This is a genomic window from Arthrobacter sp. D3-18 (genome assembly GCF_054408525.1).
Window position 1 is genome coordinate 536943 of the sequence record NZ_CP096440.1, and the last position, 25104, is coordinate 562046.

The 25104-nt window shown below is 62.4% G+C and carries 22 protein-coding genes, 1 pseudogene and 1 riboswitch; of the genes and pseudogenes, 9 read left to right on the forward strand and 14 right to left on the reverse strand.

The features are described 5' to 3' along the window. Positions 1 to 52: 52 nt before the first annotated feature. Both M1D89_RS04565 and M1D89_RS04570 read right to left on the reverse strand, forming a co-directional pair. Positions 53 to 652: a GNAT family N-acetyltransferase gene (locus M1D89_RS04565; protein WP_498648435.1), complete on the reverse strand. Its 600-nt coding sequence runs from the start codon at positions 650 to 652 to the stop codon at positions 53 to 55. Positions 653 to 736: 84 nt separating this feature from the next. Next, positions 737 to 2863 (reverse strand): penicillin acylase family protein, encoded by a 2127-nt coding sequence (locus tag M1D89_RS04570; RefSeq protein WP_498648437.1) that lies wholly within the window; start codon positions 2861 to 2863, stop codon positions 737 to 739. 101 nt (positions 2864 to 2964) lie between these two features. Between M1D89_RS04570 and M1D89_RS04575 the strand changes: the two genes are divergently transcribed. Beyond that, positions 2965 to 3699 (forward strand): siderophore-interacting protein, encoded by a 735-nt coding sequence (locus tag M1D89_RS04575; RefSeq protein WP_498648438.1) that lies wholly within the window; start codon positions 2965 to 2967, stop codon positions 3697 to 3699. A gap of 11 nt (positions 3700 to 3710) precedes the next feature. On the opposite strand, the gene M1D89_RS04580 is transcribed toward M1D89_RS04575, so the two are convergent. Both M1D89_RS04580 and M1D89_RS04585 read right to left on the reverse strand, forming a co-directional pair. Beyond that, entirely contained in the window at positions 3711 to 4190 is a 480-nt protein-coding gene (locus M1D89_RS04580; RefSeq protein WP_498648440.1) for a hypothetical protein, read from the reverse strand. Further along, positions 4187 to 5128, reverse strand: a complete 942-nt coding sequence (locus M1D89_RS04585; protein ID WP_498648442.1) for a WXG100 family type VII secretion target — start codon at positions 5126 to 5128, stop codon at positions 4187 to 4189. The genes M1D89_RS04580 and M1D89_RS04585 overlap by 4 nt, the downstream gene beginning before the upstream one ends. A 212-nt stretch (positions 5129 to 5340) precedes the next feature. Here M1D89_RS04585 and M1D89_RS04590 point away from each other — a divergent pair, with 212 nt between their 5' ends. After that, positions 5341 to 6864, forward strand: coding sequence for a UDP-N-acetylglucosamine 1-carboxyvinyltransferase (locus tag M1D89_RS04590; RefSeq protein WP_091469865.1), 1524 nt, complete (start codon positions 5341 to 5343; stop codon positions 6862 to 6864). A 136-nt stretch (positions 6865 to 7000) separates the two neighbouring features. Then, a complete protein-coding gene (locus M1D89_RS04595; RefSeq protein ID WP_498648444.1) occupies positions 7001 to 8197 on the forward strand; it encodes a glutamate--cysteine ligase 2 in 1197 nt (398 codons plus the stop codon). On the opposite strand, the gene M1D89_RS04600 is transcribed toward M1D89_RS04595, so the two are convergent. From M1D89_RS04600 to M1D89_RS04625, 6 genes and pseudogenes are all read right to left on the reverse strand, one after another. Further along, the gene (locus tag M1D89_RS04600) at positions 8184 to 8804 is read right to left on the reverse strand and encodes a hypothetical protein (RefSeq protein ID WP_498648446.1); all 621 of its coding nucleotides are present in this window, start codon (positions 8802 to 8804) and stop codon (positions 8184 to 8186) included. The two genes, M1D89_RS04595 and M1D89_RS04600, sit on opposite strands and share 14 nt — an antisense overlap. Before the next feature lie 10 nt (positions 8805 to 8814). Further along, entirely contained in the window at positions 8815 to 10023 is a 1209-nt protein-coding gene (locus tag M1D89_RS04605) for an O-succinylhomoserine sulfhydrylase (protein ID WP_017200108.1), read from the reverse strand. After that, a complete protein-coding gene (locus M1D89_RS04610) occupies positions 10024 to 10434 on the reverse strand; it encodes a rhodanese-like domain-containing protein (protein ID WP_498648448.1) in 411 nt (136 codons plus the stop codon). After that, the gene (locus tag M1D89_RS04615) at positions 10431 to 10697 is read right to left on the reverse strand and encodes a DUF1737 domain-containing protein (RefSeq protein ID WP_054808796.1); all 267 of its coding nucleotides are present in this window, start codon (positions 10695 to 10697) and stop codon (positions 10431 to 10433) included. Before M1D89_RS04615 ends, M1D89_RS04610 begins: the two co-directional genes overlap by 4 nt. 13 nt (positions 10698 to 10710) lie before the next feature. After that, a riboswitch (SAM riboswitch) is annotated at positions 10711 to 10822 on the reverse strand. Positions 10823 to 10905: 83 nt separating this feature from the next. Beyond that, positions 10906 to 12030, reverse strand: a complete 1125-nt coding sequence (locus tag M1D89_RS04620) for a SulP family inorganic anion transporter (RefSeq protein WP_498650895.1) — start codon at positions 12028 to 12030, stop codon at positions 10906 to 10908. An 85-nt stretch (positions 12031 to 12115) separates the two neighbouring features. Beyond that, a pseudogene (locus tag M1D89_RS04625) lies at positions 12116 to 12610 on the reverse strand (SulP family inorganic anion transporter); the annotation flags it as partial. A 154-nt stretch (positions 12611 to 12764) separates the two neighbouring features. On the opposite strand from M1D89_RS04625, the gene M1D89_RS04630 reads away from it, so the two are divergent. The 5 genes from M1D89_RS04630 to M1D89_RS04650 all read left to right on the forward strand — a co-directional run bounded on the left by M1D89_RS04630 (position 12765) and on the right by M1D89_RS04650 (position 17663). Continuing rightward, positions 12765 to 14093, forward strand: a complete 1329-nt coding sequence (locus tag M1D89_RS04630; RefSeq protein ID WP_498648450.1) for an NtaA/DmoA family FMN-dependent monooxygenase — start codon at positions 12765 to 12767, stop codon at positions 14091 to 14093. Next, the gene (locus M1D89_RS04635) at positions 14093 to 15634 is read left to right on the forward strand and encodes an aromatic amino acid ammonia-lyase (protein ID WP_498648452.1); all 1542 of its coding nucleotides are present in this window, start codon (positions 14093 to 14095) and stop codon (positions 15632 to 15634) included. Before M1D89_RS04630 ends, M1D89_RS04635 begins: the two co-directional genes overlap by 1 nt. Before the next feature lie 14 nt (positions 15635 to 15648). Then, positions 15649 to 16713, forward strand: coding sequence for a PLP-dependent cysteine synthase family protein (locus tag M1D89_RS04640; protein WP_498648454.1), 1065 nt, complete (start codon positions 15649 to 15651; stop codon positions 16711 to 16713). A gap of 314 nt (positions 16714 to 17027) precedes the next feature. Next, on the forward strand, positions 17028 to 17171 hold the full coding sequence (locus M1D89_RS04645; RefSeq protein ID WP_402935985.1) for a hypothetical protein: 144 nt from the start codon (positions 17028 to 17030) through the stop codon (positions 17169 to 17171). Positions 17172 to 17180: 9 nt separating this feature from the next. Further along, positions 17181 to 17663: a carboxymuconolactone decarboxylase family protein gene (locus M1D89_RS04650; RefSeq protein WP_498648456.1), complete on the forward strand. Its 483-nt coding sequence runs from the start codon at positions 17181 to 17183 to the stop codon at positions 17661 to 17663. A gap of 508 nt (positions 17664 to 18171) precedes the next feature. On the opposite strand, the gene M1D89_RS04655 is transcribed toward M1D89_RS04650, so the two are convergent. Both M1D89_RS04655 and M1D89_RS04660 read right to left on the reverse strand, forming a co-directional pair. Then, positions 18172 to 19626, reverse strand: coding sequence for an amino acid permease (locus M1D89_RS04655; RefSeq protein ID WP_498648458.1), 1455 nt, complete (start codon positions 19624 to 19626; stop codon positions 18172 to 18174). 256 nt (positions 19627 to 19882) lie between these two features. Continuing rightward, on the reverse strand, positions 19883 to 20824 hold the full coding sequence (locus M1D89_RS04660; protein WP_498648460.1) for an aminodeoxychorismate lyase: 942 nt from the start codon (positions 20822 to 20824) through the stop codon (positions 19883 to 19885). Positions 20825 to 20982: 158 nt separating this feature from the next. On the opposite strand from M1D89_RS04660, the gene cls reads away from it, so the two are divergent. Further along, the gene (cls, locus tag M1D89_RS04665) at positions 20983 to 22383 is read left to right on the forward strand and encodes a cardiolipin synthase (protein WP_498648462.1); all 1401 of its coding nucleotides are present in this window, start codon (positions 20983 to 20985) and stop codon (positions 22381 to 22383) included. A gap of 22 nt (positions 22384 to 22405) precedes the next feature. Here the strand turns inward: cls and pabB are convergent, their stop codons facing one another. Then, positions 22406 to 24454 carry an aminodeoxychorismate synthase component I gene (gene pabB / locus M1D89_RS04670; RefSeq protein ID WP_498648464.1) on the reverse strand — a complete coding sequence of 683 codons (2049 nt, stop codon included), beginning with the start codon at positions 24452 to 24454 and terminating at the stop codon, positions 22406 to 22408. Next, the gene (locus M1D89_RS04675) at positions 24451 to 25011 is read right to left on the reverse strand and encodes a low molecular weight protein-tyrosine-phosphatase (RefSeq protein WP_498648466.1); all 561 of its coding nucleotides are present in this window, start codon (positions 25009 to 25011) and stop codon (positions 24451 to 24453) included. The genes pabB and M1D89_RS04675 overlap by 4 nt, the downstream gene beginning before the upstream one ends. Positions 25012 to 25104: the final 93 nt, after the last annotated feature.

Genomic DNA, 25104 nt, shown 5'->3' on the forward strand with positions numbered 1-25104 from the left:
CGTGCAGCCGGCCGGTTGGGGGCACCGGCGGCACTTCGCTTTTGGACCGCAGCTACCGGGTCCGCTGCTCCTGAATCTCATCGAAGCCTGCCCGCGTAAGGAACCCCAATTGGGCCTCCTTCTCGGCGAGCTGAATGATGGGTCCCAGCTCGAAGCATGTCGCTTCCAGCCGGCGAAGGGCCTTGGCATTGCGGGAGTCCGGCTCCACCACGATCCTGTCCTTGCCCGGCAGGGAGAACATGTACTTGATCAAGGACGTGCCCAGCTTCGGGGTGAAATGCGGAATGGGCCGCGTGGCCGGGGCCAGCAGCAGGTGCATGCCGATATCTTCCTCGCGGGCGGGGTAGGCCTCGCCGACGGGATCGTGCAGGGGCTCGTACGTCTGGAAGAGTGCCAACGGCTCCCCGTCAAGGGTGGCCAAAAACGCGTGGTGGGTCTCCAAGGAGTCAAGGAACTCGTAGATCTCCAGGACTTCTTCGCGGGAATTCTCCATCATTCCCCAGAACTTAGCGCGGGGCTGGGTGACCCATTCGAAGATGAGGTCGATGTCCTCGCTGGGAACCAACGGAACAATCCGGAGCGCACCCCATCCTTCGAGCTCTTCGGAGTAGACGGTGGTGCGGACGGAGAAGTCCTGGGTGGTGGTGGTCATGGTTTCCTTCGGGGCTGATGGGGGAGGCTGATGTTGGGGCTGATACGGGAATGGGGTGAGTCAGGGGCGTTTTGGTCCAAGGTTTCATAGCGAGGGAGCGTCTTTGGCCAGAAGCGACCAGTCAGTGACCATCGGGGCGAGTTCCCCGGCCGTCCAGAGCGGGAGTTGATCGGCGAAGTGCTCGTGTCCGGGCACGCCGGAGGCGCCGAATGGCACGATCCAGCGGCTGTTCTGCCGATCGGCCAGGTCCCAAACGTAGCGGGCTACGGGTCCGCGGAAACTCCGGTCTTCGACGCCGGGGAGGCTCTCGGTGCACAGGACACACCCGGTATCTCCACTGAGGTCGGCAGTGGGCGCCGATGAATGGAGCGGGCCGGGGAGGACATGAACGGCCAGGAGCTTGTGCCGGTCACCCCAGGCAGCACCGTTCAGCATGGATTCCTCCAACGCAGCGTCTTCAAGCGCCGCGGCAGCTTCCACTCCAACGCTGATGCCAAGCTCGGAACCGCCAGCCAGCAGGGTCTCAAGGGCGAAACCGATGCGGGACGCCACTGACAACCAGGGCCCGAACAAGGGTGAGTAGCCTGTGGGCTCATTCAATGGCGCAAGCGCGGAATGCCGTGCCAGTCGCTGGACCAGCGCACCACGCCACGCCGCGAAAACGGCAGCGTGATGACTGCCGGCCTCCATCAGGCCGTCCCAGTCCAACAGAAGGGCCCGCAAATCCTTCGCCTCCAAGGACAGGTCCTGGACGTCCATGCCGGAGAGCATTGATCGGAACATCGGCCACGGACCCAGCAGGGTGTCCACGTGGATGGCCTGCATGTCATCCACGGACAAAGGTCCGGGCGTTAGCTCCAGCAATTCCCGGATGCGCCGGGCACGATGCGCAGGTGCAAACTCCATCGCCACTTGATCACCGCCTCCTGCCGCGCGGTCGTTCGCGCTCACGGCAAACTGCTGGACCTCAGCACGGGGCAGGATCACGTACTGGCCCTCCCAGTCATGACGAGCGGAGAAGGCCGGAGCGGGAAGGCGCCGGTTGGCCGGATTGCGCTGCGGGACCAGCCCGGCAAGGAAATGCCTCACAGACCCGTGAACGTCCGCGGCCACCACACTGTTAACCGGCTCAACCCAGGCATCGAAGGCAGCCTCCACCTCGGAGACGTTCCGGCTCCGCAGCAGCGGCAGGAGGGCCTCGAAACCCAACCGCCCCTCAATCCTGGCCGGGAAGCGCAAACTGAGGGCGCCGCCGTCGGGCGTTTCCGAGATGACCGGACCCCGATCGGTCTCGATAATCTCAACGGACACAGCCTCGCCGTCGCGGACGCGGATGGTTTCGAAACTCACGACGACGGGTTCCCAGCCTTCCGCTCCGCGCGCCTCGATGCGCTCACCCGTGAAGTCGCTGACCCGGCGCAACTCCTCGATGAAAAGGTCCTGGTAGTCGGCCATGGCGTTGGTGATGGCCCAAGCGGTGCTGCCTGTATGGGCGAAATGGGGGAGGCCGGGAACACCGGGGAACGCGAATCCGATCGCATCGAATTCCGGGCAGGCGAGCCGTATTTGCTGGTAGACGCCGGGCAGCTCCATGAGGCGGTGGGGGTCGCCGGCAATCAAGGGAAGTCCACTGGTCGTCGTCGAGCCATGCGCTGCCCAAGCGTTGCTGCCTGACCAAACCGGTGCTTCGATGCTGAATAGGCTCACGGCGTCGTCCCCAAGGGTCCGCGCGACGTGGGCCCGGAACAGCTTGTTGGGGAAAGTGGAAAACAGGATGTGGTGCACCAGGAAGACGCCGAGCGGAGTCCACGGATTCCAAGGCTCGGGTAGGCTGCCGGATTCTTCGAACTCGGGCCCACCACGTCGGCCGTCTGCCAGGGCCTGGTTGATGCCCGCCACGTAGTGTCCGCACCAGCGCTGAGTGGCGGCGTCGAGGTTCTCAAAGCAGCGACGTGCGGTGTCATTCAGCCGGGCTTGGCGGGCGAACCGATCCCAGACCACCACGTCGGTGCCCAGTACCTCGGCTGCGCGGCCTTCCGAGCGCCACCGTTCCAGCTCGATCTGCCATGAGCGGTCCTTGGCTGCATTCACGCCTTGCAGAAAGGCGAGTTCATCGGCGGAATCAGCCCACAAATGCGGGATTCCCCACTCGTCACGGTACGCTCCGGGGCCGCCTGCCGGGGCGGACGTGGGCGTCTGGGCAGGCGTCATAATCTCTGGCCGCTTTCGAGCTTAGGTTAGGCTTACTTAAGTTCAAGATAAATGGCTTTGGCCCCGTTCACAAATCGTGGACATTCGTGAAGGAGTGTTGCTTGAAGCGCAATTGGGAAAGCGTCGTCCTCAAAGTCATGGGCGCCAAGGACTTCACCCTGGAGGTCACGGGGCGGGAAGAGATCACCCCGGACTTCCTGCGCGTGCACGTGCGTGATGGGGGACTGCTGGAGCGTAGCGGCCTGCACCCCACTATGTGGATCCGTCTCTGGTTCAACGATTCCGGTAAGGCCCACCAGCGTGCCTACACGCTGGTCAACGCCTCCCCTGCGGATGGTACGTTCAGTTTGGACTTCGCGATGCACCACGGGGTCGCGGCGGATTGGGCCCGTTCCGTCCAGCCCGGAGGCACCATTGATGCCACTGTTCAGGGCAGTTCCTTCACCTTCCCGCAGCCCGCCCCGCGTCGGATCTGGGTGGTGGGCGATCCTGCCTCCATCCCGGCAATTAATTCGCTCCTGGATGAGCGGCGGCGTGTAGCCGCGGGCACGGCTCCAGTGACCGCTTGGCTTGAATACCAGCACGACGCCGACCCCTCGCTTGAGGTGCGTACCTCCGATTCCGACGTCGTCACCTGGATTCCGCGCAAACGCGACGGTGCCGCTTTAGTGGAGGAAGTCTGCGGTGCGCTCACGGCGGACACTGTTTCCGTAGGCGAGGACTTCTTCTGGATCGCATGCGAAGCCTCAAGCACGCGGGCAATCGTCAAGCATCTGCGGAAAGAACTCGGCGTAGACAAGCACCGGATTGATGCCTTGGGGTACTGGCGGGTCTAGTTCTTCGCGGGTTATTCGCGCCAGTTGAGGAAGCCCTTCTGCCCCTCCGGCGGAGTCAGCACCACGTCGCGGCCGTACTTCTTCCTGGCGTCCGCCCCTGAGAATGCGTCCGGGACAATGCGGACCGCCTTGGTGACCTTGCCGTCTTTCAAGAAAACAAAGAGTGCCGGTGAAGCGGTATAGCGGCTCTCCTTGGTGAGGGGTTCGCCAAAGGCCTCCTCAATGTCCTTGGCCGGAGTTCCGGAAGTGACGAAACCTGCTTGGTCCCAGTCGAAGTCCGTAGCGTCGGCTAGCTTGAGTGATGTGCCGTTCTTGGCCGACTCCAGCACTTGATCGTTCAGGTGATCGTTCGTTTCGGGCATGACGGATCCTCCGAGGGAACAGGATGCCAAGGCGCAGGCCAGGACAAAGGTGAGCAAACTGGTAACGGCGACACGGAGCGCGGAAGTCTTGGGGCGGCGTCGTAAGTTGTTGGTGCTTGGAAGAGTCACGATGTAGTCCTGGATTCGTCGTTAAACTCCGGGTCCTCGCCGGGGGCGGGCTCGGCATTGCCGGCATCGCCCGTCTGGTCAGCGGGTACCTGGTTTGACGGGTGCGGCAATAGATCAGGTCCCACCACCACGGTGTCTCCGTTGTTGACGGCGTCCTCGATCAAGTCTGCAAGCTCCTCAGCACTGGCGTCCGGATTGGCAATGGCCACGTTGCGCCCAACTTCATTGTTGTACAGATCCATGGCCTCGCGGGGAGCCGGGTTTCCGGGGAGCTGCTCGTGGGCCGTGGCGTAATCCTCCGCCCAGTCAGCGCCGAACTCTTTCACCATGAGGGCATTCCAGTAGGCGTGGCGGAAGGCATCGTTCTGGTCGTCATTGCGATCTTCGCTGGGGAAGCGCTCGTCGGCAACACTGAACGCGTCGTCGTGGATGCCCTTGAAAGCGTTCAGCTCAAAGGGGCCGAGGCCATTCAGGAGTTCCGCTTCCTTCTCGGTCACCACCTTCTGGTCCACCACGAACCGCAGCGGGTCCCAGTCGCCGGGCCAGTTGGTGGTTTCGGCGTCGCTGACTTGGTACTTATCCAGGATTTCCTGGGGTGTGGGCTGGGTGGGGTCCGTGGCAGCCGCTGTCTTTATTGTTGCGTCGTTACCCGGGTTGCCGGAGTTTCCGCCTTCGGTAGACGCGCCCGACTGCTCGTCGGCATTGGTCAGCACGGACTTGGACGCTTCTTCTATCCCGCGCGAGGTCCTTTCAAGCAGGGGCCGTAGGTGGCCCTGCCAGTCGGAAGCGAAGCGCCTGGCATCTTGTCCCTGCCAGGAACTGCCCTGGGTGATCAGGAAGTCGAGTTCCCGGGCACGGCTGGTCAGCAGAGATGCTCCGCTGGCGAGCGCTTTTGATAGTGCTTTGAGTTGATCGACGTCGGCGCCGTAGAAAGGCATATTTCCCCCTGAGCTTTCCTGTACATCCTTCGCTAGCCCTCGTTGGGGCACAATGGGGAGCTCTGCCCTTGATGATATTGAGGGAAAGCGTTCAGGGAGGGTGACCGAGCGGCGTCGCTCTTTATATCGCACAGAACGGGTACGGTGTGATGTGGGCCGCTGAATCCGCGTTTTGCTCTTCACTTCTAGCTCATTTGTGATATTTTTTGGATATGACGCAACCTACCGCCGAGAATGTAGGCCTCCTGCTCCGCGACGCCCGCGGTGAAAAGGGCTGGACGCAGGGGCAGCTGGCTACTGAGCTGGGAACCAGCCAGAGTGCAATTGCCCGAATGGAACAGGGCAAACAAAATCTTAGCCTCCGGATGATCGAACGCCTTGAAGCCATCTTCGGACGCTCCATCGTCAAAGTGGGCAAGCCGCAGATGACCCACCTCCGCGTGGAGGGTGGCCGGACCCTCTCCGGCGAAGTGGACGTCAACAGCAGTAAGAATGCCGGCGTCGCCCTCTTGTGTGCCAGCCTGATCAACCGCGGAACCACCACTTTGCGTCGGCTGGCACGGATCGAGGAAGTCAACAGGATCGTCGAAGTATTGACGTCCATCGGTGTGGAATGCACGTGGCTCAACGGAAGCGACCTCCGTCTCCGCCGCCCCGAGGTCCTGGATCTCGAATCCATGGACGTTGACGCCGCCCGACGCACACGCAGCGTCATTATGTTGCTCGGTCCGCTCCTGGACGAAACCAGCGAATACCTGCTGCCCTATGCAGGTGGCTGCGATCTGGGGACGCGCACGGTGGAACCGCACATGCAAGCGCTTCGCCAGTTCGGCCTCGAGGTGGAAGCGAAGTCCGGTTTCTACTCCGTGACTGCACCTCCTGGCGACGAACTCCACCGTTCCTTCGTTCTGACCGAACGCGGCGACACCGTGACGGAGAATGCCATCATGGCGGCAGCCCACCGTGAGGGCACCACCATCATTCGGAACGCCAGCCCCAACTACATGGTGCAGGACCTCTGCTTCTACTTGCAGGGCTTGGGCGTGGACATCGACGGTGTCGGAACCACCACGCTGAAGATCACCGGACGCTCAGCCATTGATGTAGACATTGAGTACTTCCCGTCTGAAGACCCCATCGAGGCAATGAGCCTCATCACCGCAGGGATCGTGACCAACTCCGAGGTCACCATCCGCCGGGTTCCCATCGAGTTCATGGAAATCGAGCTAGCAACCCTGGAGCAGATGGGCCAGAACCTCGAGATCTCCGGCGAATACATGGCGCGCAATGGTCGTACCCGGCTGGTGGATGTAACTACCAAGCCCTCCGAGCTCCGTGCCCCGCAGGACAAGATCCACCCAATGCCCTTCCCGGGCCTGAACATCGACAACCTGCCGTTCTTTGCAGTGATTGCAGGCAATGCCGAGGGCCAGACCATGATCCACGACTGGGTCTACGAGAACCGTGCCATCTACTTGACGGAGCTCAACAAGCTGGGCGCCCAAGTGCAGCTTTTGGATCCGCACCGGATCTACGTGAATGGGCCTACCAAGTGGCGTGCCGCTGAGATCGGCTGCCCGCCGGCCCTGCGACCTGCAGCCTGCCTGCTCCTGGCAATGTTGGCGGCTCGGGGAACCTCCGAGCTCCGCAACATCTACGTGATCGAGCGCGGCTATGAGGACCTCGCCGAGCGCCTGAACACCATTGGTGCGAAGATCGAGTACTTCCAGGACTAGGGCCTGCTGCCTTTCGGCTCGCCGTTTTCCGCCATTTGCTCCAAGTAACTCTGGTGCGAAGGGCGGGAACGGGTGCGAAAAAGTCACGGAGACATAAGCCCCTGTCCTCACCAGCACTCCTGACGCAGAATGAAGCATGCGGACTTTCGGGGTTGAGGAAGAACTGCTCATCGTTGATCCTGTGACGGGCGAGCCCTTGGCCCTCGCGGACGCGCTGATGGCGGGCCATGATGAACCCGCAACTGCCACAGGTCTCAGCCACGAACTCAAGCTGGAGCAGATCGAAACCCAGACCCGGCCGTGCCACGGCTACGACGACCTCCTGCACCAGATACGTCGCGGCCGCACCATGGCCAATGATGCCGCCCGTCAGCACGGAGCACGGGTGGCTGCGATAGCCACGTCTCCACTGGCCTCGAATACTCATACAACTCCGGACCCCCGGTATGCCGCAATGCTGGATCGCTTCGGCATCATTGCCACGGAGCAGCTGACGTGCGGATTCCATGTGCACACCTCGGTGGAGTCGCCCGAGGAAGGCGTGGTGGTATTGGACCACATTCGGGACAAACTCGCCGTCCTGACAGCCCTAACCGCCAACTCGCCTTACTGGCGGGGGCTACCCACCGGTTTTGATAGCTACCGCACCCAGGCCTGGAACCGCTGGCCGACGTCCGGCCCTTCCTCAGTCTTTGGCTCCCTTACTGCTTATCGACGCATCGTGAAGCGTCTCTTGGATACGGGCGTGATCATGGATGAGGGGATGATCTACTTCGATGCCCGCATCTCCAGGAACCACCCCACTGTGGAAGTCCGCGTCGCCGATGTCTGCCTTCGTGCTGAGGACGCAGCTCTTATGGCGGTGCTGGTGCGGGCGTTGGTGGAGACGGCTTCCTTGGAAATGCTCGACGGCGTGGAACCCACCGCGGTGCCCACGGCACTCCTGCGGATGGCGAGTTGGCAGGCCAGTAATTCGGGTCTGCGCGGAGATCTCCTGGACTTCGGTGACTTCCTGCCCCAGCCAGCTGCGGACGTCGTGTGGGCGTTGGTTGATTACCTGAGCCCGGTCCTTGACGACCAGAATGAGTTGGAGCTCGTCAAAGCAGGGATTTCCAACTTACTGGAGCGGGGCAATGGTGCACATGAGCAACGGGAAGCCGCTGAACGCTACAACAAAAGGCAGCGCGACGGGCAAACCCAGACGGGAAGTCCACCAACCAAAGAAGCTTTGGCCGCCGTCGTCGGACATGCTGCGAAGGTGACCGTGCGCGGCGCTGCCGCCGATGCCCACAAGGATCCCTCGCCCATGCTGACCCGGGTCAGGCGGCCCTAGGCTTGTCGGCTTCCGGCTCTTCCCAGGCCATCAGGTAGGCGCCGACGGCCCCCTCCACGAGGTAGAAAAAGAGCGGGGGGATGTCCTTCTTGGCCAGAAGGACGGCTCCGTAGATGGGCGCGGCGGCCGCAGCCGTGACCGCGATCCATCGTTTGGCAGGTAAAGAAAGAAGGCTCCCGCCGAGCGCAGCCAACGCCACAACATGCAGCCCGGAATACGCCAGGAACGGAGCGCTGGAACCGCGGCGGTAGGCGAACCCTTCAATGTCGGAAGCCCGCCGGGCAACGCTGGAGACGAAGAGCGGTGCACCGGCCAGCAGCGCGGCCGCCGCGGCGTAGGCCCACTTCTTTGCCCGTCTGCGTGGAATGCCCGAGGCTGGGATGGCGCGGGCGAATGCCGCGAATCCCACAGGCACTGCGACGGTCCCGGCGGCGGTAATGTGCTGGCCTGTTATCCAGCCGCGCTGGCCGGCTTCCAGCATCCGAAGGCGCTCGTCGTCGTCAGGGGTGATGTAGACGCGTGAGACCGGCGAAATTCCGATGAACCACATCGCCGTGCCGGCAACTATTACTGCTCCGGCACGGCGATAGGGATGGTTCCCGCTCATGGCAGCAAGGTTAGACCTGTTTGAGTGCCTTCTCCAGATCCAAGATGAGGTCGTCCACGTCTTCAAGCCCGACAGATAGGCGAACCACGCCATCGGAAAGCCCGATCGCCGCACGGCCTTCCGGCCCCATGGCCCTGTGGGTGGTGGTGGCCGGATGCGTGATGAGGGACTTTGAATCACCGAGGTTATTGGAGATGTCGATGACGCGGAGGCCGTCCAGCAAGGCAAACGCTGCCTCTTTGGCTGAGCGCCCGGCCGAAGGCGAAAGCTCAAATGTCAGCACGGTACCGCCGGCCTTCATCTGCTTCGCAGCGAGCTCATACTGAGGGTGGGACTTCAACAGCGGGTACTTGACCCAGCTGATGGCAGGCTGCTGCTCGAGCCACTCTGCGATCTTCAAAGCAGAAGCCGAGCTGTGGTTCACCCGCAGCCCGATAGTCTCCAAGCCCTTGGTCAGCACCCAGGCATTGAACGCCGACAGGGACGGGCCGGTGTGTCGCATGAGTTGCTTCACCGGGCCATCAATGAATTCCTTGGTGCCCAGGATCGCGCCGCCAAGGACTCGTCCCTGACCATCGATGTGCTTGGTTCCGGAGTACACGATCACGTCTGCGCCCAGCTCACCGCAGCGTTGCAGCAAGGGAGTGGCAAAGACATTGTCTACGACCACTGTCGCGCCAGCGGCGTGCGCGAGTTCGCTGACGGCAGCGATATCGACGATCTCCTGCATGGGGTTTGACGGTGACTCGAAGAACACCGCGGTGGTCGGCTCGGACAGGGCTTCGCGCCACTGCTCCAAGTCCGGGCCGTCCACGAAGACCGTCTCTACACCCCAGCGCGGCAGAATCTCGTTGAGGATCACGAAGCAGGAACCGAATAGCGAGCGGGCAGCAACCACACGGTCGCCGGCAGCCAGCAGTGCACCCAGGGCGGTGAACACCGCGGACATGCCGGACGCCGTCGCAAAGCACGCCTCGGTTCCTTCGAGCAGCCGCAGCCGCTCCTGGAACGTGGCCACGGAGGGGTTGCCGTAGCGGGAGTAGACGAATCGTTCGTCCTCGCCGGTGAAGGCGCGCTCCGCTGCGGCGGCAGATTCGTAGACGAAGCCGGAGTTCAGGAAAACGGGCTCGGACGTTTCCTGGAAGTTGGTACGGTCAAGGCCACCGCGTACGGCCTGGGTGTCAGGGCTCCAGCCAGTGGCGTCGGGATTGAAAGTCACTTACTCGGTCCCCAGATTCGTTGGCAGGCCGCGATTCTTCCATCCGTTGACGGTGCGCTCGCCGTAGCGGTCCGGTTCGCCTTCGAAGCCCTCAAGAACGTTGAAGGCAGTAAAGCCTGCCTGTGTGGCGGCGATGGCCGCCGAAATGGAGCGTTGCCCTGAACGGCACAGGAACACCAGCTCAACGCCGTCGTCCTCGGGAGCTTGCTGCTGAAGGTCCTCAATGAAACGGGAGTTCGGAATGCCGCCGGCCAAGTTCCATTGGATGAACAGGGGGTCGTTCTCGGTGGCTTTGGTATCCGGGATGCCGATGTGGGCCCATTCGCCCTCGGTCCGGACGTCAACCAGAATGGCGCCTTCTTGAAGTTTGGCCCACGCGTCGTGCGGGGTCAGGTCACCTGCGTAGCTCATGCGTGGCCCTCGAACGCTTCTTCGTCGTCGTAGTTCTCCAGCTGATCAACGGCGTTCGCAACGGCGGCATCCGCGGTGGCGATCGCGGTTGGCAGGACAACGGCTTGGGCGACGATGACGTCGGTGCCGTTGAACGTAGCTGCCGGGCTGCCGTGGAGGACATAGCCTTCGGCGAGGGCATTGTGGATGCGCTCGCAGAAGTCGCGGGTATCAGGACCTGTCACCAGGCGGTAGGAGAGTTTTTCTTCAGTGGGTTCAGGCATAGCTGGTGCTCCTCAGTCACGCTTGCAGTACGAATTGTCGATACGCCGAGTAGTCACCTGAGGCACCCCGCCGGAGAGAGGGTTGCCGACCAGCAAGTCAGGGCTTTGCGCTGGTGCTCATTACTCAAGAAAAACGTAACATCCACGGGCATCCGGCCGCACTTGCGGGCGGCTGGGCCGTCGTCATGTTGCGTAATCGGCGGCCGCTTCACTCTTCGTCCTTGAGCGCGCGGACGGCGGCACCCACCGTGGAAAAGAAGTGGTCCGGCGTGAAACGGGCTGCCGTTCCGAGTCGGATCAACTTGTCCTTCACAGGGCCTTTGAGCTCGGCGAACACCAGATCCACACCGTGACGGGCCAACCATTCATCCAGTGTGACGAGGTCGTCCAAAGCGGTGGTATCGATGCCTGTGATGGGTTCTGCAGCCAGGATTACGTGGGAGATTTCATCCGAAGTTTCGTCCAGTTGCTCCCGGACAAAGCTTGCAAGGACCTGTCCATTGCCGAAGAACAGCGGTGCATCGAAGCGGAGGATCAGGAGTCCCGGGATGCGTTCGCCTTCCGGGTGGCGTGCGAGGTCGTGGTAACCGGGGCGTCCCTCCTGTGAACCGAGTTCAGTGCGGTAGGGGTCCCACGCGCGGCGAACGAAGTCCAAGAGTGCCAGAACAATTGCCACCACGATCCCTTGGAGGACACCCACCGTGAGGACGCCCAGGAATGCCGCCAGCATCACCACGGATTCGCTCCTGCTCATGCTCAGGAGCCGCCGGACGCCCGCCGGGTCCGCCAGCGCGATTGCGGCAGCGATCACGACGGCGGCCAAGGTTGCGGAGGGTAGGTACTCGGTCACTCCGGGAGCGAGCAGCATGAACGCCAGTACCAGCACTGAACCCACCACGCCGGTCATCTGGGACTTGGCACCGGCATCCACGGCTACGGGGGTCCTCGATGTACTGCCGGAGATGGGGAATCCGCCCAGCAGGCCCGTGGCAGCATTGGCCGCTCCGAGGGCTGCCATTTCCCTGTTGCCAGAGACCTTCTTTCCTTCCTTGGCCGCCAGCGTTTGCGAAAGGACGCCGGTGTCCGCGAAGGCCATGAGGGCAATACCCGCGGCCGCGGGAAGCAGGGCCACTGCGTCTGCCCAGCCAATGCCGCCGAGAGCGGGCATCGGGAGGCCTTGGGGTAAGACTCCGGTGACCTTGACGTCGTCGTTCAGTCCCAAGAACGCCGTGGCGAGACAGGAGGCGACCACGGCCAGCAGGACGCCGGGTACCTTCCACTTCAGCAGCCTGGGGATCCAGATCAGGGCAAGCGATCCAACACCCAGCAGCAGCGCAGGAAGGTTGACGCCTCCGGTGAGCCCCCCCGGTGGTGACCTTCGCGAGCTTCTGCCAGATGTCGCCGTCGGCCTCTATCCCCAGGAACGCCGGCAGCTGCGAAAGGGCCACCAGCAGCGCGATCCCGTTCAGGTACCCCAGCCGGATGGGCTTGGAGAGCAGTCCGGTGATGGTCCCGAGTTTCATGGCAGACCCGGCCAGCATGATTACCCCGATTAACACGGCCAATAGTCCGGCGAGCGCCACCGACTTTTCGCTGCTGCCTGCCGCCAGCGGCACGATTGCCGCGGCGATCATGGGGGCGAGGGCAGAATCGGGGCCGAGGACCAGGATGCGGGAAGGCCCTACGACCGCGTAAACCAGCAGCGGGACCACAGTGGCGTAGAGCCCGGTGACGGGTGGAAGGCCAGCCGCCTGCGCATAGGCCATGCCGGCGGGCACCAGCAGGGCGAAGAGGGCAGCACCCGCCACGACGTCGTGCCGCAGCCACTCGCGTTTGTAGCCCTTTAGCGCCCAGACGCCCGAAAGTCGGTCCTTGGCGGAAGACTTGGCGGAAGAACGGCTGGGTGAACTCATACAGCGATCATTCCCGACCCATGCTGTTTTCGAAACAATGCGATCGCCGTATGTGGAAAATCCGAGCCGTCATCAGTCCCGCCCAAATGTGACGCCCCGGGAGCATAATTGACGCAGTAGGAACCCCTGTAACTTCGCATGAAATCAGGTCGCGGTGAACGGACAGAGCAGTTCTACACTCAAGCCCATGCTGCACTTTGGATGGTTCGTGGGTCACGGTTTTGGTGTCCAGGGCTGGGGGACTCCCGGCTATATCCTGGGCTACGACTGGAAGAAACCCGCCCTGTATCAGGATGCTGTCCGGGCCTTTGAGCAGTCCGGGTTGGACCTGTTCATCATCGAGGATTCACTCACCGTCCCGGACACTTACGGCGGCACGGCCGAGGTCTCCTTGGCCCACGCGTCTTTCGCTCCGAAGCACGATCCGTTGGCGCTGGTCCCGTACCTTCTCTCAGCAACAGAGCATTTGGGGATCGTCCCGACCGTCAGCGCTTCCTTCTACCCGCCCTTCACCGCCGCCCGGCTCCTGGCCACGCTGCAACACTTCTCTGAAGGGCAGCTTGGCTGGAACGTGGTCACCTCCGGCAGCGACCTCGCAGCACAGAATTACGGGTTGGATCAGCAAATCGAACACGACCTCCGGTACGAGAAAGCGGAGGAATTTGTCGACGTCGTCAGGAGGCTCTGGCGCAGTTGGGAACCTGGCGCTGTGCTTGAGGACGTTGAGACGGGGGTGTTCGCGGACCACAGTAAAGTGCACCCGATCAACCATGAGGGCGACTTCTTCAAGGTCAGGGGTCCGCTGAACACTGCGCCTTTGCCGGAAGAACCCGTGCTGGTGCAGGCCGGGGCTTCACCCAGAGGCAAGGCGTTCGCGGGCGGGCATGCCGACGTCGCCATTGCCTTGGCCCGTGGCGTTGATGGGATGAAGTCCTACCGGGATTCGATCCGCGCTGAAGCTGCGAAGGCCGGCCGCGATCCCGACGACGTCAAGGTACTTTTTGTCCTGAAGCCCACCGTTGTTGGTTCCACGGCCGAGGCTGAGGAGTTGCGGGCACTGAGGCGTGAACTCACCCAACGCGACATCGACAGCCAGCTCAACTCCATCTCCTACCTTTCAGTGATCGACTTCAAGCAGTTCGACCTCGACGCTCCGCTGCCGGAGTTGAGCACCAACAGCAACCAAGGGACGCTGGAGCATTTCGCCAAGGCGGCCCCTCCGGGTTCCACACTGAGGCAGATCCTGCAGGCGCGCAGCGGGGGAGCGGGTGATTCGATCATTGGGACGGTTGGCGAAATCGCCGATTATCTGGAGTCGACAGGGTCTGAAGTGGGCGGCGACGGTTTCCTTTTTTCCGGCTTCGTGGACCCGGTGACCGTGCACGGTGTGTTGGACAAACTCACCCCTGAACTGCGGCGGCGCGGCTTGTTGAGGAGGAGTTACGGCAACGGTGGTTTCCGGCAGAATCTCTTGGACTTCTGATGGTGTCGGCTGAACCACGAACCTTCCTGATTAGTGCGGCTCCGGTGCGGGCGACCGCAGTGGCGTTGGCCGCTGAAAACCGCTCGTTTCACGTGGAACTCAACCAAGAAGCGTTGTCTTTAATGCGTAAGTCGAGGGAACTAGTAGAGCTGACCGCGGCCTCCGGGAAGCGAGTCTACGGGCTCAACACCTTGCTTGGCTCAGGCCGGGATACGGCTGTGGAGGAGAGGTCGCTCCTGGCGTATCAATTACAGGTGGTCAGGTATCACAACAGTGGTGTGGGCTCGTATCTGGACCGGGCTGCTGCCCGAGCGGTAATCCTTGCCCGGCTTTTCGGTTTCAGCCGCGGTGGTTCCGGCGTGCGACCCGAAACAGCAGGCTTCTACGCGGAAATGTTCAACCGTGGAGTCTTCCCCGCCATCCCTCGGGAAGGCTCTGTGGGCTCGTCGGACCTGACCCAACTTGCCGCCGTCGCGGCCGTCGCCTTGGGCGAGGGCGAAGCGTTTGACGCAGACGACACGCTGATCCCAGGCGAGAAAGCGCTCGCCGACGCCGGTCTCCAGCCACTTGTTCTCGCGCCCGGCGAGGCCCTCGCCTTGGTCAGTGCCAATGCGTACTCGGTGGGGGTAGGAACCCTCGCTTTGGTGCGGTTGCAGCACCTGGCCGAGCTGGCCGACGTCGCACTTTCCCTCTCGCTGGAGACGATCGCAAGGTACGACGGCGGCGGGAACCTCAGCCCGTTTTCGCCGGCCATCCAGGCGGCCAAGGCGGTGGACGGGCAGCGGGAGTCGGCTGCCGCGGTCCGCCGTCTTCTGAGCGGTGGGTGGTTGGAGGACGTTCGCCCCGAAGTATCGGTGCAGGATGCGTTATCGTTCCGAGCCGCGCCTCAGACGCACGGGGCTTTCCGAACCCTGGTGACGCAACTCGGTACTGCGTTGGAGGTTGAGTTGAACGGCCGCGGCGATAATCCCTTGGTAGATGTCGACTCCGGGCAGATGGTGTCCGGCGGGAACTTCCAACCGATGCAACTGGCTCTCGCCTTTGAGGGCCTGCGGCTGGCCTTGGCCCACGTCGGGATTTCCAGTGAACGTCGTATCGCCAAGTTGTATCCTCCGCAACGGGCTATCCGGGCCCGCCACCTGCAGGCAGCCTTCGTGGAGGGCCTGGCCAAAGAAGAACTTCCCGGGCTGCTCTGGTACTCGGCCGCAGGACTGTTGGCCGAACTCAAGTTCCTCGCCGCACCGGCGACGCTCGGGGCGCCGACACTTTCTGCCGACGTCGAGGACCATTCGACGCTGGCCCCGCTCGCCCTGCAGCAGCTCGAAAAGTCGTTGGAGGCTGCCGAAAAACTCTTGGTTATCGAGGCGCTGACGGCGTCGTACCTGCTGCTTGAAGCCGGGGCCGCGCAGCCGCTCGGAAAGGGGACGGGCGCCGTCGTGGGAAGACTGGCCGATGTGCTTGCCGACCGCCCGTCGGCTCCTGACTTGGTGGCGCGCGCGCGTGTGGAGTTGCGGGATGCCGTGGCCAGGGAATTTTCGTAGACAGGGGAGGAAACGTGGTGAGTACAGCGTTCCGCAAACATGGTGTTCACGCGGCTGTCCCAATTCCGGACGGATTGGACGCCTCAGTCCTGGACAAAGTGGGGAACACCCCGCTGGTGAAGTTGGAGGCGCTGGGTCACGGCCTGGGCAGCACCATCCACATTAAGCTTGAGTCCGAAAACCCGGGTGGCTCCATCAAGGACCGCACCGCGCTGAGTATGGTTCGGGCGGCGGAAAAGTCCGGCGATCTGAAACCCGGCGCCACGATTGTGGAAAGTACGTCGGGCAACACCGGGATCGGGCTCGCCCTCATCGGACACCTGACCGGGCACCCAGTGGTGGTAGTTACGGGCGACACGATCTCCGAGGAGAAGCTTGCCGCGCTTCACAACTATGGCGCCCGAGTGATCCTCACGGACTGGAACGCACCGTCCGAATCGCCGGAGAACGCCCGCGCCGTGGCAGCACGGATTACCGCCGAGACGCCCGGTGCGTGGCGGCCAATGCAGTTCGACAACCCTGCCAATCCCGCCGCGCACTATGAAACCACCGGGCCCGAGATCTGGGAGCAGACAGGTGGCCTGGTGACCCACTTCGTAGCAGGCATCGGCACAGGCGGGACCATTAGCGGGAATGGGCGGTTCCTGAAGGAACGGGTGGCTTCCTCGCGGCCCGGCGGGCATGTGGAAGTTGTTGGCGCCGACCCCTATGGCTCTGCCTACAGCGGCGGACACCCCGGCGAGATCCTGGTGGACGGTGTGGGCAACTCCTGGCCCGAAGCTGAATGGCCCAAGGCTTTCGACCGTTCCATAGTGGACCGTTTCCTGCGGATCCCCAACGACGAGGTCTACACCACCGTCCACAGGCTTCTGGATGAAGAAGGACTCGCCTTGGGTCCGTCGTCCGGGCTCGCTGTTGCAGCGGCCATGCGGGTGGCCCGGGCTGCACCCCACGGTTCGGTGGTGGTGGCCATAGCGCCCGACGCCGGTACGAACTACCTGAGCAAAGCCTTCAACCCGGTGTGGCTGGCGGAGCACGGCATCCGCCTCCCCGCCGACACCCCCACCGCCCGCGAGTAGACCTTCTCTCACGTCCCTAGGGTTTGGGGCGGATCCTCTCTCACATCCCTCGGGTTTGGGGCGGATCCTCGCTCTCATTCCTCGGGTTTGCGGCGGACGCTCTTTCACGTCCCTCGGGTTTGGGGCGGATCCTCTCTCACATCCCTCGGGTTTGGGGCGGATCCTCTTTCACGTCCCTAGGGTTTGGGGCGGTTCCTCTTTCACGTCCCTCGGGTTTGCGGCGGATGCTCTTTCACGTCCCTCGGGTTTGGCATGAGGGCTGCTAGCATCTGAAACTCTGGTCGGCACCTGCCGGGCCGTACTGGGGGTTTTCTTTGTTTTCAGCTTTTGGCATCCTCTACATCGTGGTGACAGTGGGCCTTGCAGCTTTGGTGATCTATGCCCTGGTGCTGGCGATCATCTTCCTTCGCCTCCGCATTCAGGAGCTGAAGCGGGGACAGGAACCCCCGTTGCGCTAGGCTCCAACCATGCCTGAACAGGAAACAACATCACGTCTGGCCGGCTATCTGGACAAGCAGCAGCCGGATCTTTACGCGACACTAAGCCACTATTCCCAGCAACTCGTGGACGAAGCTGACCGGCTTGGCATCCCGCGCCGCAGCCTTGAACTCATTAACTACTTGTGCTCGCAGATCAACGGCTGCGCGTTTTGCCTGGACCTTCATCACCGGCGCGCCCTCAAATACGGCGAGACGGAACAGCGGCTGTCCCTTGTTGCCGTTTACAAGGAAGTTCAGCTGTTTGAACCCGCTGAGGTGGTGGCGATGGAGATTGCGGAGCAGATTACCCGCATGAGTACGTCGAGGCCCAGCCCTGAGCTTTTCGAACAGGCACGCCAGCACTACAGCGACGAGCAGATCAGCATCATTTGCATGGCGGCAATTGGGATCAACGCCTTCAACCGCCTGTCCATCTTGAGCGAGCACCCGGTACGCGCAGCCAAGAAATAGAATCCCACCGCTGGCAGACTGTGCTGCCGCCACCAACTTTGGGCGTTGGGGGCTGTCTGACACACCCCTTAGCAGGCGTGTCGGAGCCCTCCATGAATCAAAGTGGGTGGTGGCGGCACGAGGCGTGGGGTCGTGACCCCCTTTGTCGTTGGATCAGCCCTTGGGCCACCGGAGACGGTTGCGCAAGGGCTGATGTATTACCAAAGAAGGTCAGGAAACCGCGGAGGCAGGCGGAACGGGGGCCGACGTCGTAATTTCTCGGAGGATCCAGTCAGGGCGTGCCGCCGTCGCCTGCTTTGACCTCCAGCGGGGCTATGACACACCCCTTAGCAGGTGTGTCGTAGCCATTCAAGAATCAATGTGGGTGGTGAGGAATAACCGCGGTGGGCCCTGACCCTCTTTGAAACGAGATCAGCCTCTGGGCAACCACATCGGGTTGCCCAGAGGCTGATTCACTTCCCAATCGGGTCAGGAAGCCCCTTTCCAGGAAGCCACAGACCAGAAGGTCCTAGGCATCCACAGCCTTCTTGAGCGACCGGCGTCGTCCGTATTTGAAGTAGAAGACGGCGTAGCAGGCACCCACGAACGGAACGCCGAACAGGAGTGCAGCCACTTGGTTGGGGTCGAACGCGATGCCGATCAGCGATACCAAGCAGAGCGCGAACGCGAGGATCGGTACCAGCGGGAACAGAGGAGCCTTGTACGGAAGCGTGCTCAGGTCTCCGCCGTTCCTAATGAACGTCCGGCGGTAGATGAAGTGCGATGCGACGATAGACATCCAAACACCCACCGTGGCGAAACCTGCCACGGAAACAAGAACCAAGTAGACGGTGGCCGGGGCAACAACGCTGCTGATGAGCGAAGCCAGGCCACCCAGCATACTGACACACAAGGCCACCATGGGGATCCCGCGTTTGGTCAGTTTACGGAAGGCCTTGGGGGCGTGGCCTTCGTCAGCCAGCGAGAAGAGCATGCGCGCACAGGAGAAAAGCCCGCAGTTGCCGGCGGAAAGCAGTGCCGTGATGATCACAAAGTTCATGATGTCCGCGGCATATGGGATGCCGAGCATGGAGAAGACGGTGACGAACGGGCTCTCGTCCACGCTGACTTGTTCGTAGGGAATGGTGGCTGCGATGACCACGATCGCACCTACGAAGAAGATCATGAGTCGAATGACCGTGGTTCGCATCGCCTTGGGGATGTTCGCACCGGGGTTTGCGGTCTCTCCGGCGGCAACGCCGATCAGCTCGGAGCCCGAGAAGGCGTAAAAGACCGCCAGGCACGTGACGAAGACGCCGGTGAATCCGTTCGGGAAGAGCCCCTCTGGAGTGCTGAAGTTCTCGCCAAAGGACGGGTATTCGCCAGCGGCCAGGGGGTGGAAGCCAGCCAATGCGGCGCCGCCCAGAATGATCAGGCCGACGACGGCGGCAACCTTGATCAGCGCGAACCAGAACTCCGATTCACCAAAGACGCGTGATGAAATGGCATTCAGGGTGAAAAGGACCGTGGCGAAGACGAAGCACCAGATCCAGACGTCTACGTCCGGGAACCAGCGTTGCATGAGCAAGCCCGCAGCGGTGAACTCGGAACCCAGAGCCACGGCCCAGCAGAGCCAGTACAACCAGGCGGTGGCAAAGCCGGTGGCCGGGCCGATGGTGCGGGCTGCATATATGTGGAAGGCACCTGAGACGGGGAACGCGACAGCGAGCTCCCCGAGGCATGCCATCACCAGATAGACCACCACGGCGCCAATGAGGAAGGCGATCACGGCACCCAAGGGGCCGGCGGTGGAGATGGTGTATCCGGAACTAACGAACAGGCCAGAGCCGATGACGCCGCCCATGGCAATCATCACCAGGTGCCGGGCCTCCATGGACCGGCGAAGTCCTGTTTGTGAGGCGCCAGTCTGGGACTGTGCCTCGGTTGCCGATGCTTCGGCTTCTGTGGGGGAGCTGAGTCCCATATTCCCTCCGGGAAGTTAGCCAGCAAAGTCTGAAGTAGTTGTCTTAGTGGGACGTGATCCAACTAACACGAGAACAAGATTCATCACATGACGAATGACCATTTCAAGGAGGATAAGAAACGCGATTGAACGCACGGTGCCCCCATGGTCGAGCCAAAGAGTTTCTAATCATTGAGTCACGCGAGCAATTACTCTACTTGCGGCCTGCTAGGTTCTAGCGGGGCTTCATCAGCGAAAAGTCTTTGAAGCCCGTGATTTACTCGATGCCAGCGAACAGCTCATTCAGTTCGGCCGTGAGCTGCTTCCGAACAGCCGGTGTACCGATTTCCTTGCCGTTGATGTGGTTCACAGGAGCGATCAAACGGATGCTTGAGATAAGCCACACAGCGTCGGCATCAAACAGGTCCTGCGGCACAAGCGGCCCATAGCCGAGCTCCCAGCCGGCAGCTTTGGCAGCTGCGAAGAGCGCGCCCTGAGAGGTGCCGGGCAAAATTCCACTGTCATGTTGAGGTGTGATCAGGCGGCGTACGGTCTTCACGGAACCTTCGCCGTCGTCGACTGTTTCAAGGTGAGCCAGCAACACTGTGGAGGTTGGGCCCTCCAAGACGCGGCCATCGGTGGAAGTGAAGATGGCGTCATCTGCGCCCTGCTTGTGCGCGAAGCGCAGCGCCGCCATGTTTACTGCATAAGAGAGCGTCTTGGCGCCCAGCAAAAGCCACGGCGCGCGCTCGCCGGCTTCGGTGTCGAAGCCACGGTCCAAAAGTACGACGTCGATGCCCGTCTCGCGTTGTCGGCGGCTGCCCGCAGGTGAGGGCGAAGCCTGCACCCAGCATGTGGGGCTGGCTGCGCCTTCGACACCGCGGGTCACGATCAGCTTGACCACAACCTCGTCCTCCTCCTGTGTGGGAGCCGGGTGGACATCGCGGAACTCGTTGATGGCGGTGTCGATCGCCTTGCGCCAGACGTCCTGCTCCGGAAGTACCAGGTCCAAGGCTGCAGCGGAACTGCTCAGCCGGTTCAGGTGGGCCTGGACCTTGCGGGGACGTCCCTGAACAGCGAGGAGTGATTCGAACACTCCATCGCCGCGGGTGGCGCCAAGGTCCGTAGCCATGAGCTGAGGCTGGGTTGAATCGGCAATGCGTCCGTTTTCGAAGGCGGGGTCCAGGAATACCAGGACCGTGGGAGCAGGTGAAGTCATGGTTCCAGCTTAGTGCGGGGCCGTGGTGCGTGACTTTGCCGGATAGGCTGTGGTCACTGTTGTTCTTGGACCGTGGGGGTTTGCAGGTGCTCTTTCCTTTTCCGTTTGGCCAGGAGTGGACCTGGTTATTAGGCGCGTGGGCCATCGCGGAAGTGATCATGCGCATCGTCCTTTTGGGCATCATTCCCGGCAATCGGCGTCCCACCACCGCCATGGCTTGGCTTTTGGCTGTGTTCCTCATCCCATCCGTAGGCTTCGTCCTCTTCCTCCTTTTTGGCAATTTCAAACTGTCCAAGCGCCGGCGTGAGCAGCAGGAAGAAGTTAATCGGCGCGTGCGTGCCGTCACTTCCGACCTTGCGGATCCAGTAAGTGTCTACTCAGGCCCGGAATGGGTGAAGTCCGCGGGTGAGCTGAACCACCGGCTTGGTTCGTTGCCGATGGTGGACGGCAACAAGGTTGAACTGATTCCCGGCTACGAGGAGTCGATCAAGGCCATGGCCGAGGCTGTCAGGGGTGCCAAGGACTACGTCAACGCGGAGTTCTACATCATGAGCAGCGACTCCGTCACCGACGAGCTTCTGACTGAGCTGGAGAATGCGACCCAGCGCGGTGTCACGGTCAGGCTCCTCTTCGACCATATTGGAACGCTCCGCGTCAAGGGATACCGCCGCCTGATCCGAAGACTGAAGGCAAGCAAGATCCAGTGGAAGCGGATGCTTCCGTTGTTGCCCATTCACGGTCAGTGGCGGCGCCCGGACCTGAGGAATCACCGCAAGATCATGGTGATCGACGGACTGGTCGCTTTCACCGGCTCGCAGAACCTGATCGAGCCTTCCTACAACAACCCCAAGCACCACAAGGTGGGACGCAAATGGGTTGAGCTCATGTCCCGGCTCGAGGGACCGATCGTTGCTACCTTGAATGTCGTATTCGCGACGGACTGGCTCAGCGAAACCGACGAGTCCCTTGAAGACCAGCTGCGGCTGCCAACACAACCTGCGCCTGGCCGCGTCACAGCCCAGGTAGTGCCGAGTGGCCCAGGTTTCGCCACCGAAAACAACCTCCGCCTGTTCAACACCCTGATCTATTCCGCGCAGCACACGATTTCCATTTGCAGCCCCTACTTCGTCCCTGACGATTCCCTGCTGTATGCGATCACCACGGCGGCGCAGCGAGGTGTCGCCGTGGAGCTCTTCGTGTCCGAAAAGGGGGACCAGTTCCTGGTTCACCACGCCCAGCGTTCCTACTACGAAGCCCTCTTGGACGCCGGGGTGCGCATCTATTTGTATCGGGCGCCGTATGTCCTCCACGCCAAGCACTTCACCATCGACGACGAAGTGGCCGTTCTTGGTTCCAGCAATATGGACATGCGCTCCTTCTCCCTGAACATGGAGGTCTCGGTCATGCTCCTCGGTGCCGAAACCGTGAACCTCATGCGGGCCGTGGAGTCCACGTATCGCGAGGTGTCCCGTGAGCTTATGTTGGAAGACTGGATGGATAGACCCCCGCTGGCGAAGTATGTGGATAACGTGGCCAGATTGACGGCGACGCTCCAGTAGTCCTCAACGGGGGACTCGGGATTCAGCCCGGGAATTCAGCGCCCAGCGTGGACAGTACGCCGAATGCTTTGGTCCGGATTTCCTCGTACTCGTCGTCCGCAACGGAGTCCGCAGTGATAGCTCCACCCACGCCCAAGGACAGGGTTCGCCCGCCGGGGCCGTCAGGATTGACCACCAGTGTGCGGATTACCACGGCGAGGTCCGCGGCCGCGTTCAACGAGAAGTAGCCGATGGCGCCGGAGTAGATGCCCCTCGGCCCGGATTCGAGTTGGTCGAGGATGTCCATGGTGCTGATCTTCGGTGCACCTGTCATGGAGCCGGCCGGGAAGGCTGCGGCCAGGGCTTCCGCCCGCGGAGCCCCCGGACGAAGGTGCGCGTCTATGGTGCTCACCATTTGGTGGACCGTTGCGTAGCTCTCGATCGCGCACAGCCGGCTGACGGTCACCGAACCCGGGATGGCGAAATGGCTGAGGTCGTTGCGCAGCAGGTCCACGATCATGATGTTTTCCGCGCGGTCCTTCAGCGACGTTTCAAGGTCGTGCCGCAAAGCAGCATCCTCGGAGGGGTCAGAGGACCGGCCCCGGGTGCCCTTGATGGGCTCGGCGCGCATGCCGCCGTCGGACAGTATGCGGAGGAACCGCTCGGGCGACGTACTCGCGACCACTACTTCGCCGAACCGAAGGTAACTGGCGAACGGTGCCGGGTTCCGGCGTCGAAGGCTCAGGTAGCTCGCCCAAGCATCCAAGTCGCCGGCGGGGGCTTCCAACATGGTGGTCAGGCAGATCTCGTAGGAGTTTCCTTCGCTGATTTCGTGCTGGGAGTCAACGATCTTGCGTTTGTAGTCCGTGGCAGAGTCCCGGCTGGTGAATTCGTGAACCGTGCCGGACGAGCCAGAGAAGGCGGCAGCACCGGCGGCGTCAAGATCGGCGGCGGCAGCAGCCTCGACGGCGGCGCGGGCCTCCGGGAACCATTGCTCGGCGTCGGGCGCGTCCAAGGCGAGCAGCCAGACAGTTTGCTCGCGATGATCCAGCACCACAGCCCGGCCGGCAAAGAGCAGGGCCGCATCCGGGGTGTCGGAGGCGACGTCATTGCCACCGGTTTCGCGCTTGAGTTCATACCCCAGGTAGCCGAGCCAGCCGAGCGTGAACTGGCCGTCGTAACCGCGGGGTGCGCGGACGGCGCGGCGGCCCCAAACGGAATCGAGCCAGCGGAAGAACGGCCCGGAGGTGCTCACGGTGGCGGAACCGGCGGTCACTTGCGTAGTGCCGGACCGGTGCAGCACCGACTGGCCGAAAGTCCCGCCGTCGTCCGCCAGAATGCTGAAGCGGCTGCGCGCGGCCGCTTGGGAACGGCCGGCGACCGCGGAGGCATTGGAAGAATCCAGCCACACCGCGTTCGTGGACTGGCCATAAAGGGAAGCGAACAGAAGCGCTGCGTCGGGCGTCGCCTCCAGTCGCTCGGAGCGCAATTGCAGTCCCCGCCGGGCGCTGAGTTCGGGCGACAAGATGGCAGCGACTGAAGGCAGATACATGAGCGCCTGCAGGACATCATCCGGTGCGCTGCCGTCCGCAAGGTTTTGCACGCGTACGTCGGCGGCGCCGATCACCTCATCGGTTGAAAGCCATTCATCTTCTTGGGCTGCCCAGCTGTCCCAGTACGGTTCGTAGGTGCTTCCGTCACGAGTAAGGGCCCGACGACGGCGATCGTCACCGGGGGATTCCACCCACACCACGGCGTCCAGCATGGGCCGGGCTGCGTCCGCCGCCGCTCCTACGCCTTCCACAATGATGATTTCGGCGGGCAGCGTGACGTTCAGGCCGCCGTCGTAATGCTTTTCCCAATCCCAGCTGGTCCATTCCGCCGCCTGGCCGGAGCTGAGCGGCTTCAGGACTGTGCCGACGTACCGCTCGATGCCGGGCATGAGGCCGTTCCAGCCGGGGTAGATGTCCTCCAGATGGAACAGCGAAACCTTGTGGTGCTGCCGCAACCGGGCCGCCAGTTCAACGGCCAGCGTGGTTTTTCCTGCGCCGGACCTGCCGTCAACAGCGATGATCACAGGTGCAGGGGTCATGTCATAGAGGTTACCTGCTGGTGGTCCTGGCCTGCGGCGGCCTCCGCGGAGCTGATAGCTGCCTTGACATGCTGCACGATGCCGGGGATAGCGGCCTTGATGAGCGTCCACGTGCTATCGAAGTCCGCGTGCCCGCCGTACCAAGGGTCTTCTATGCCCAGGTCCAAGGAGCTGCGGCCAGCCATGCGCGGATCGAAGCTGCGGAGCATGCGAACTTTTTCGAGCGAAGAGTGATCCGGCGCGCCCTCCTGGAGCCAGCCGAAATGATCAACGTCCAGTGCGAGGATCAGGTCCCGTTCGGCGTACCATTCCCGCCGCCACTCACGGGCAACGTGGTCCTCCGATGCGAGGTGCTGGGCCGTTAGGACACGGGCGGCGCGGGGGTCAATGGGGTGTCCAACCTCGTACCCTGTAGTGCCCGCCGAGTCCACCACTACAAGCTTGCCGAGCCCTTCCGCTTCGAAGGCCGCGGTAAGCATGAGCGCTGCCATGGGCGAGCGGCAGATGTTTCCGGTGCAGACCGTGATGATGCGGTATGGGCTCGTCGTTGAGTACATGCAGCAAGCATGATTCATGGTGCCCCCTCTTGGCTAGGGGGAACTTCACAAGCGAGTCACTTTTCCTGTCAAAGCTGTCACGCATGTGCTTTA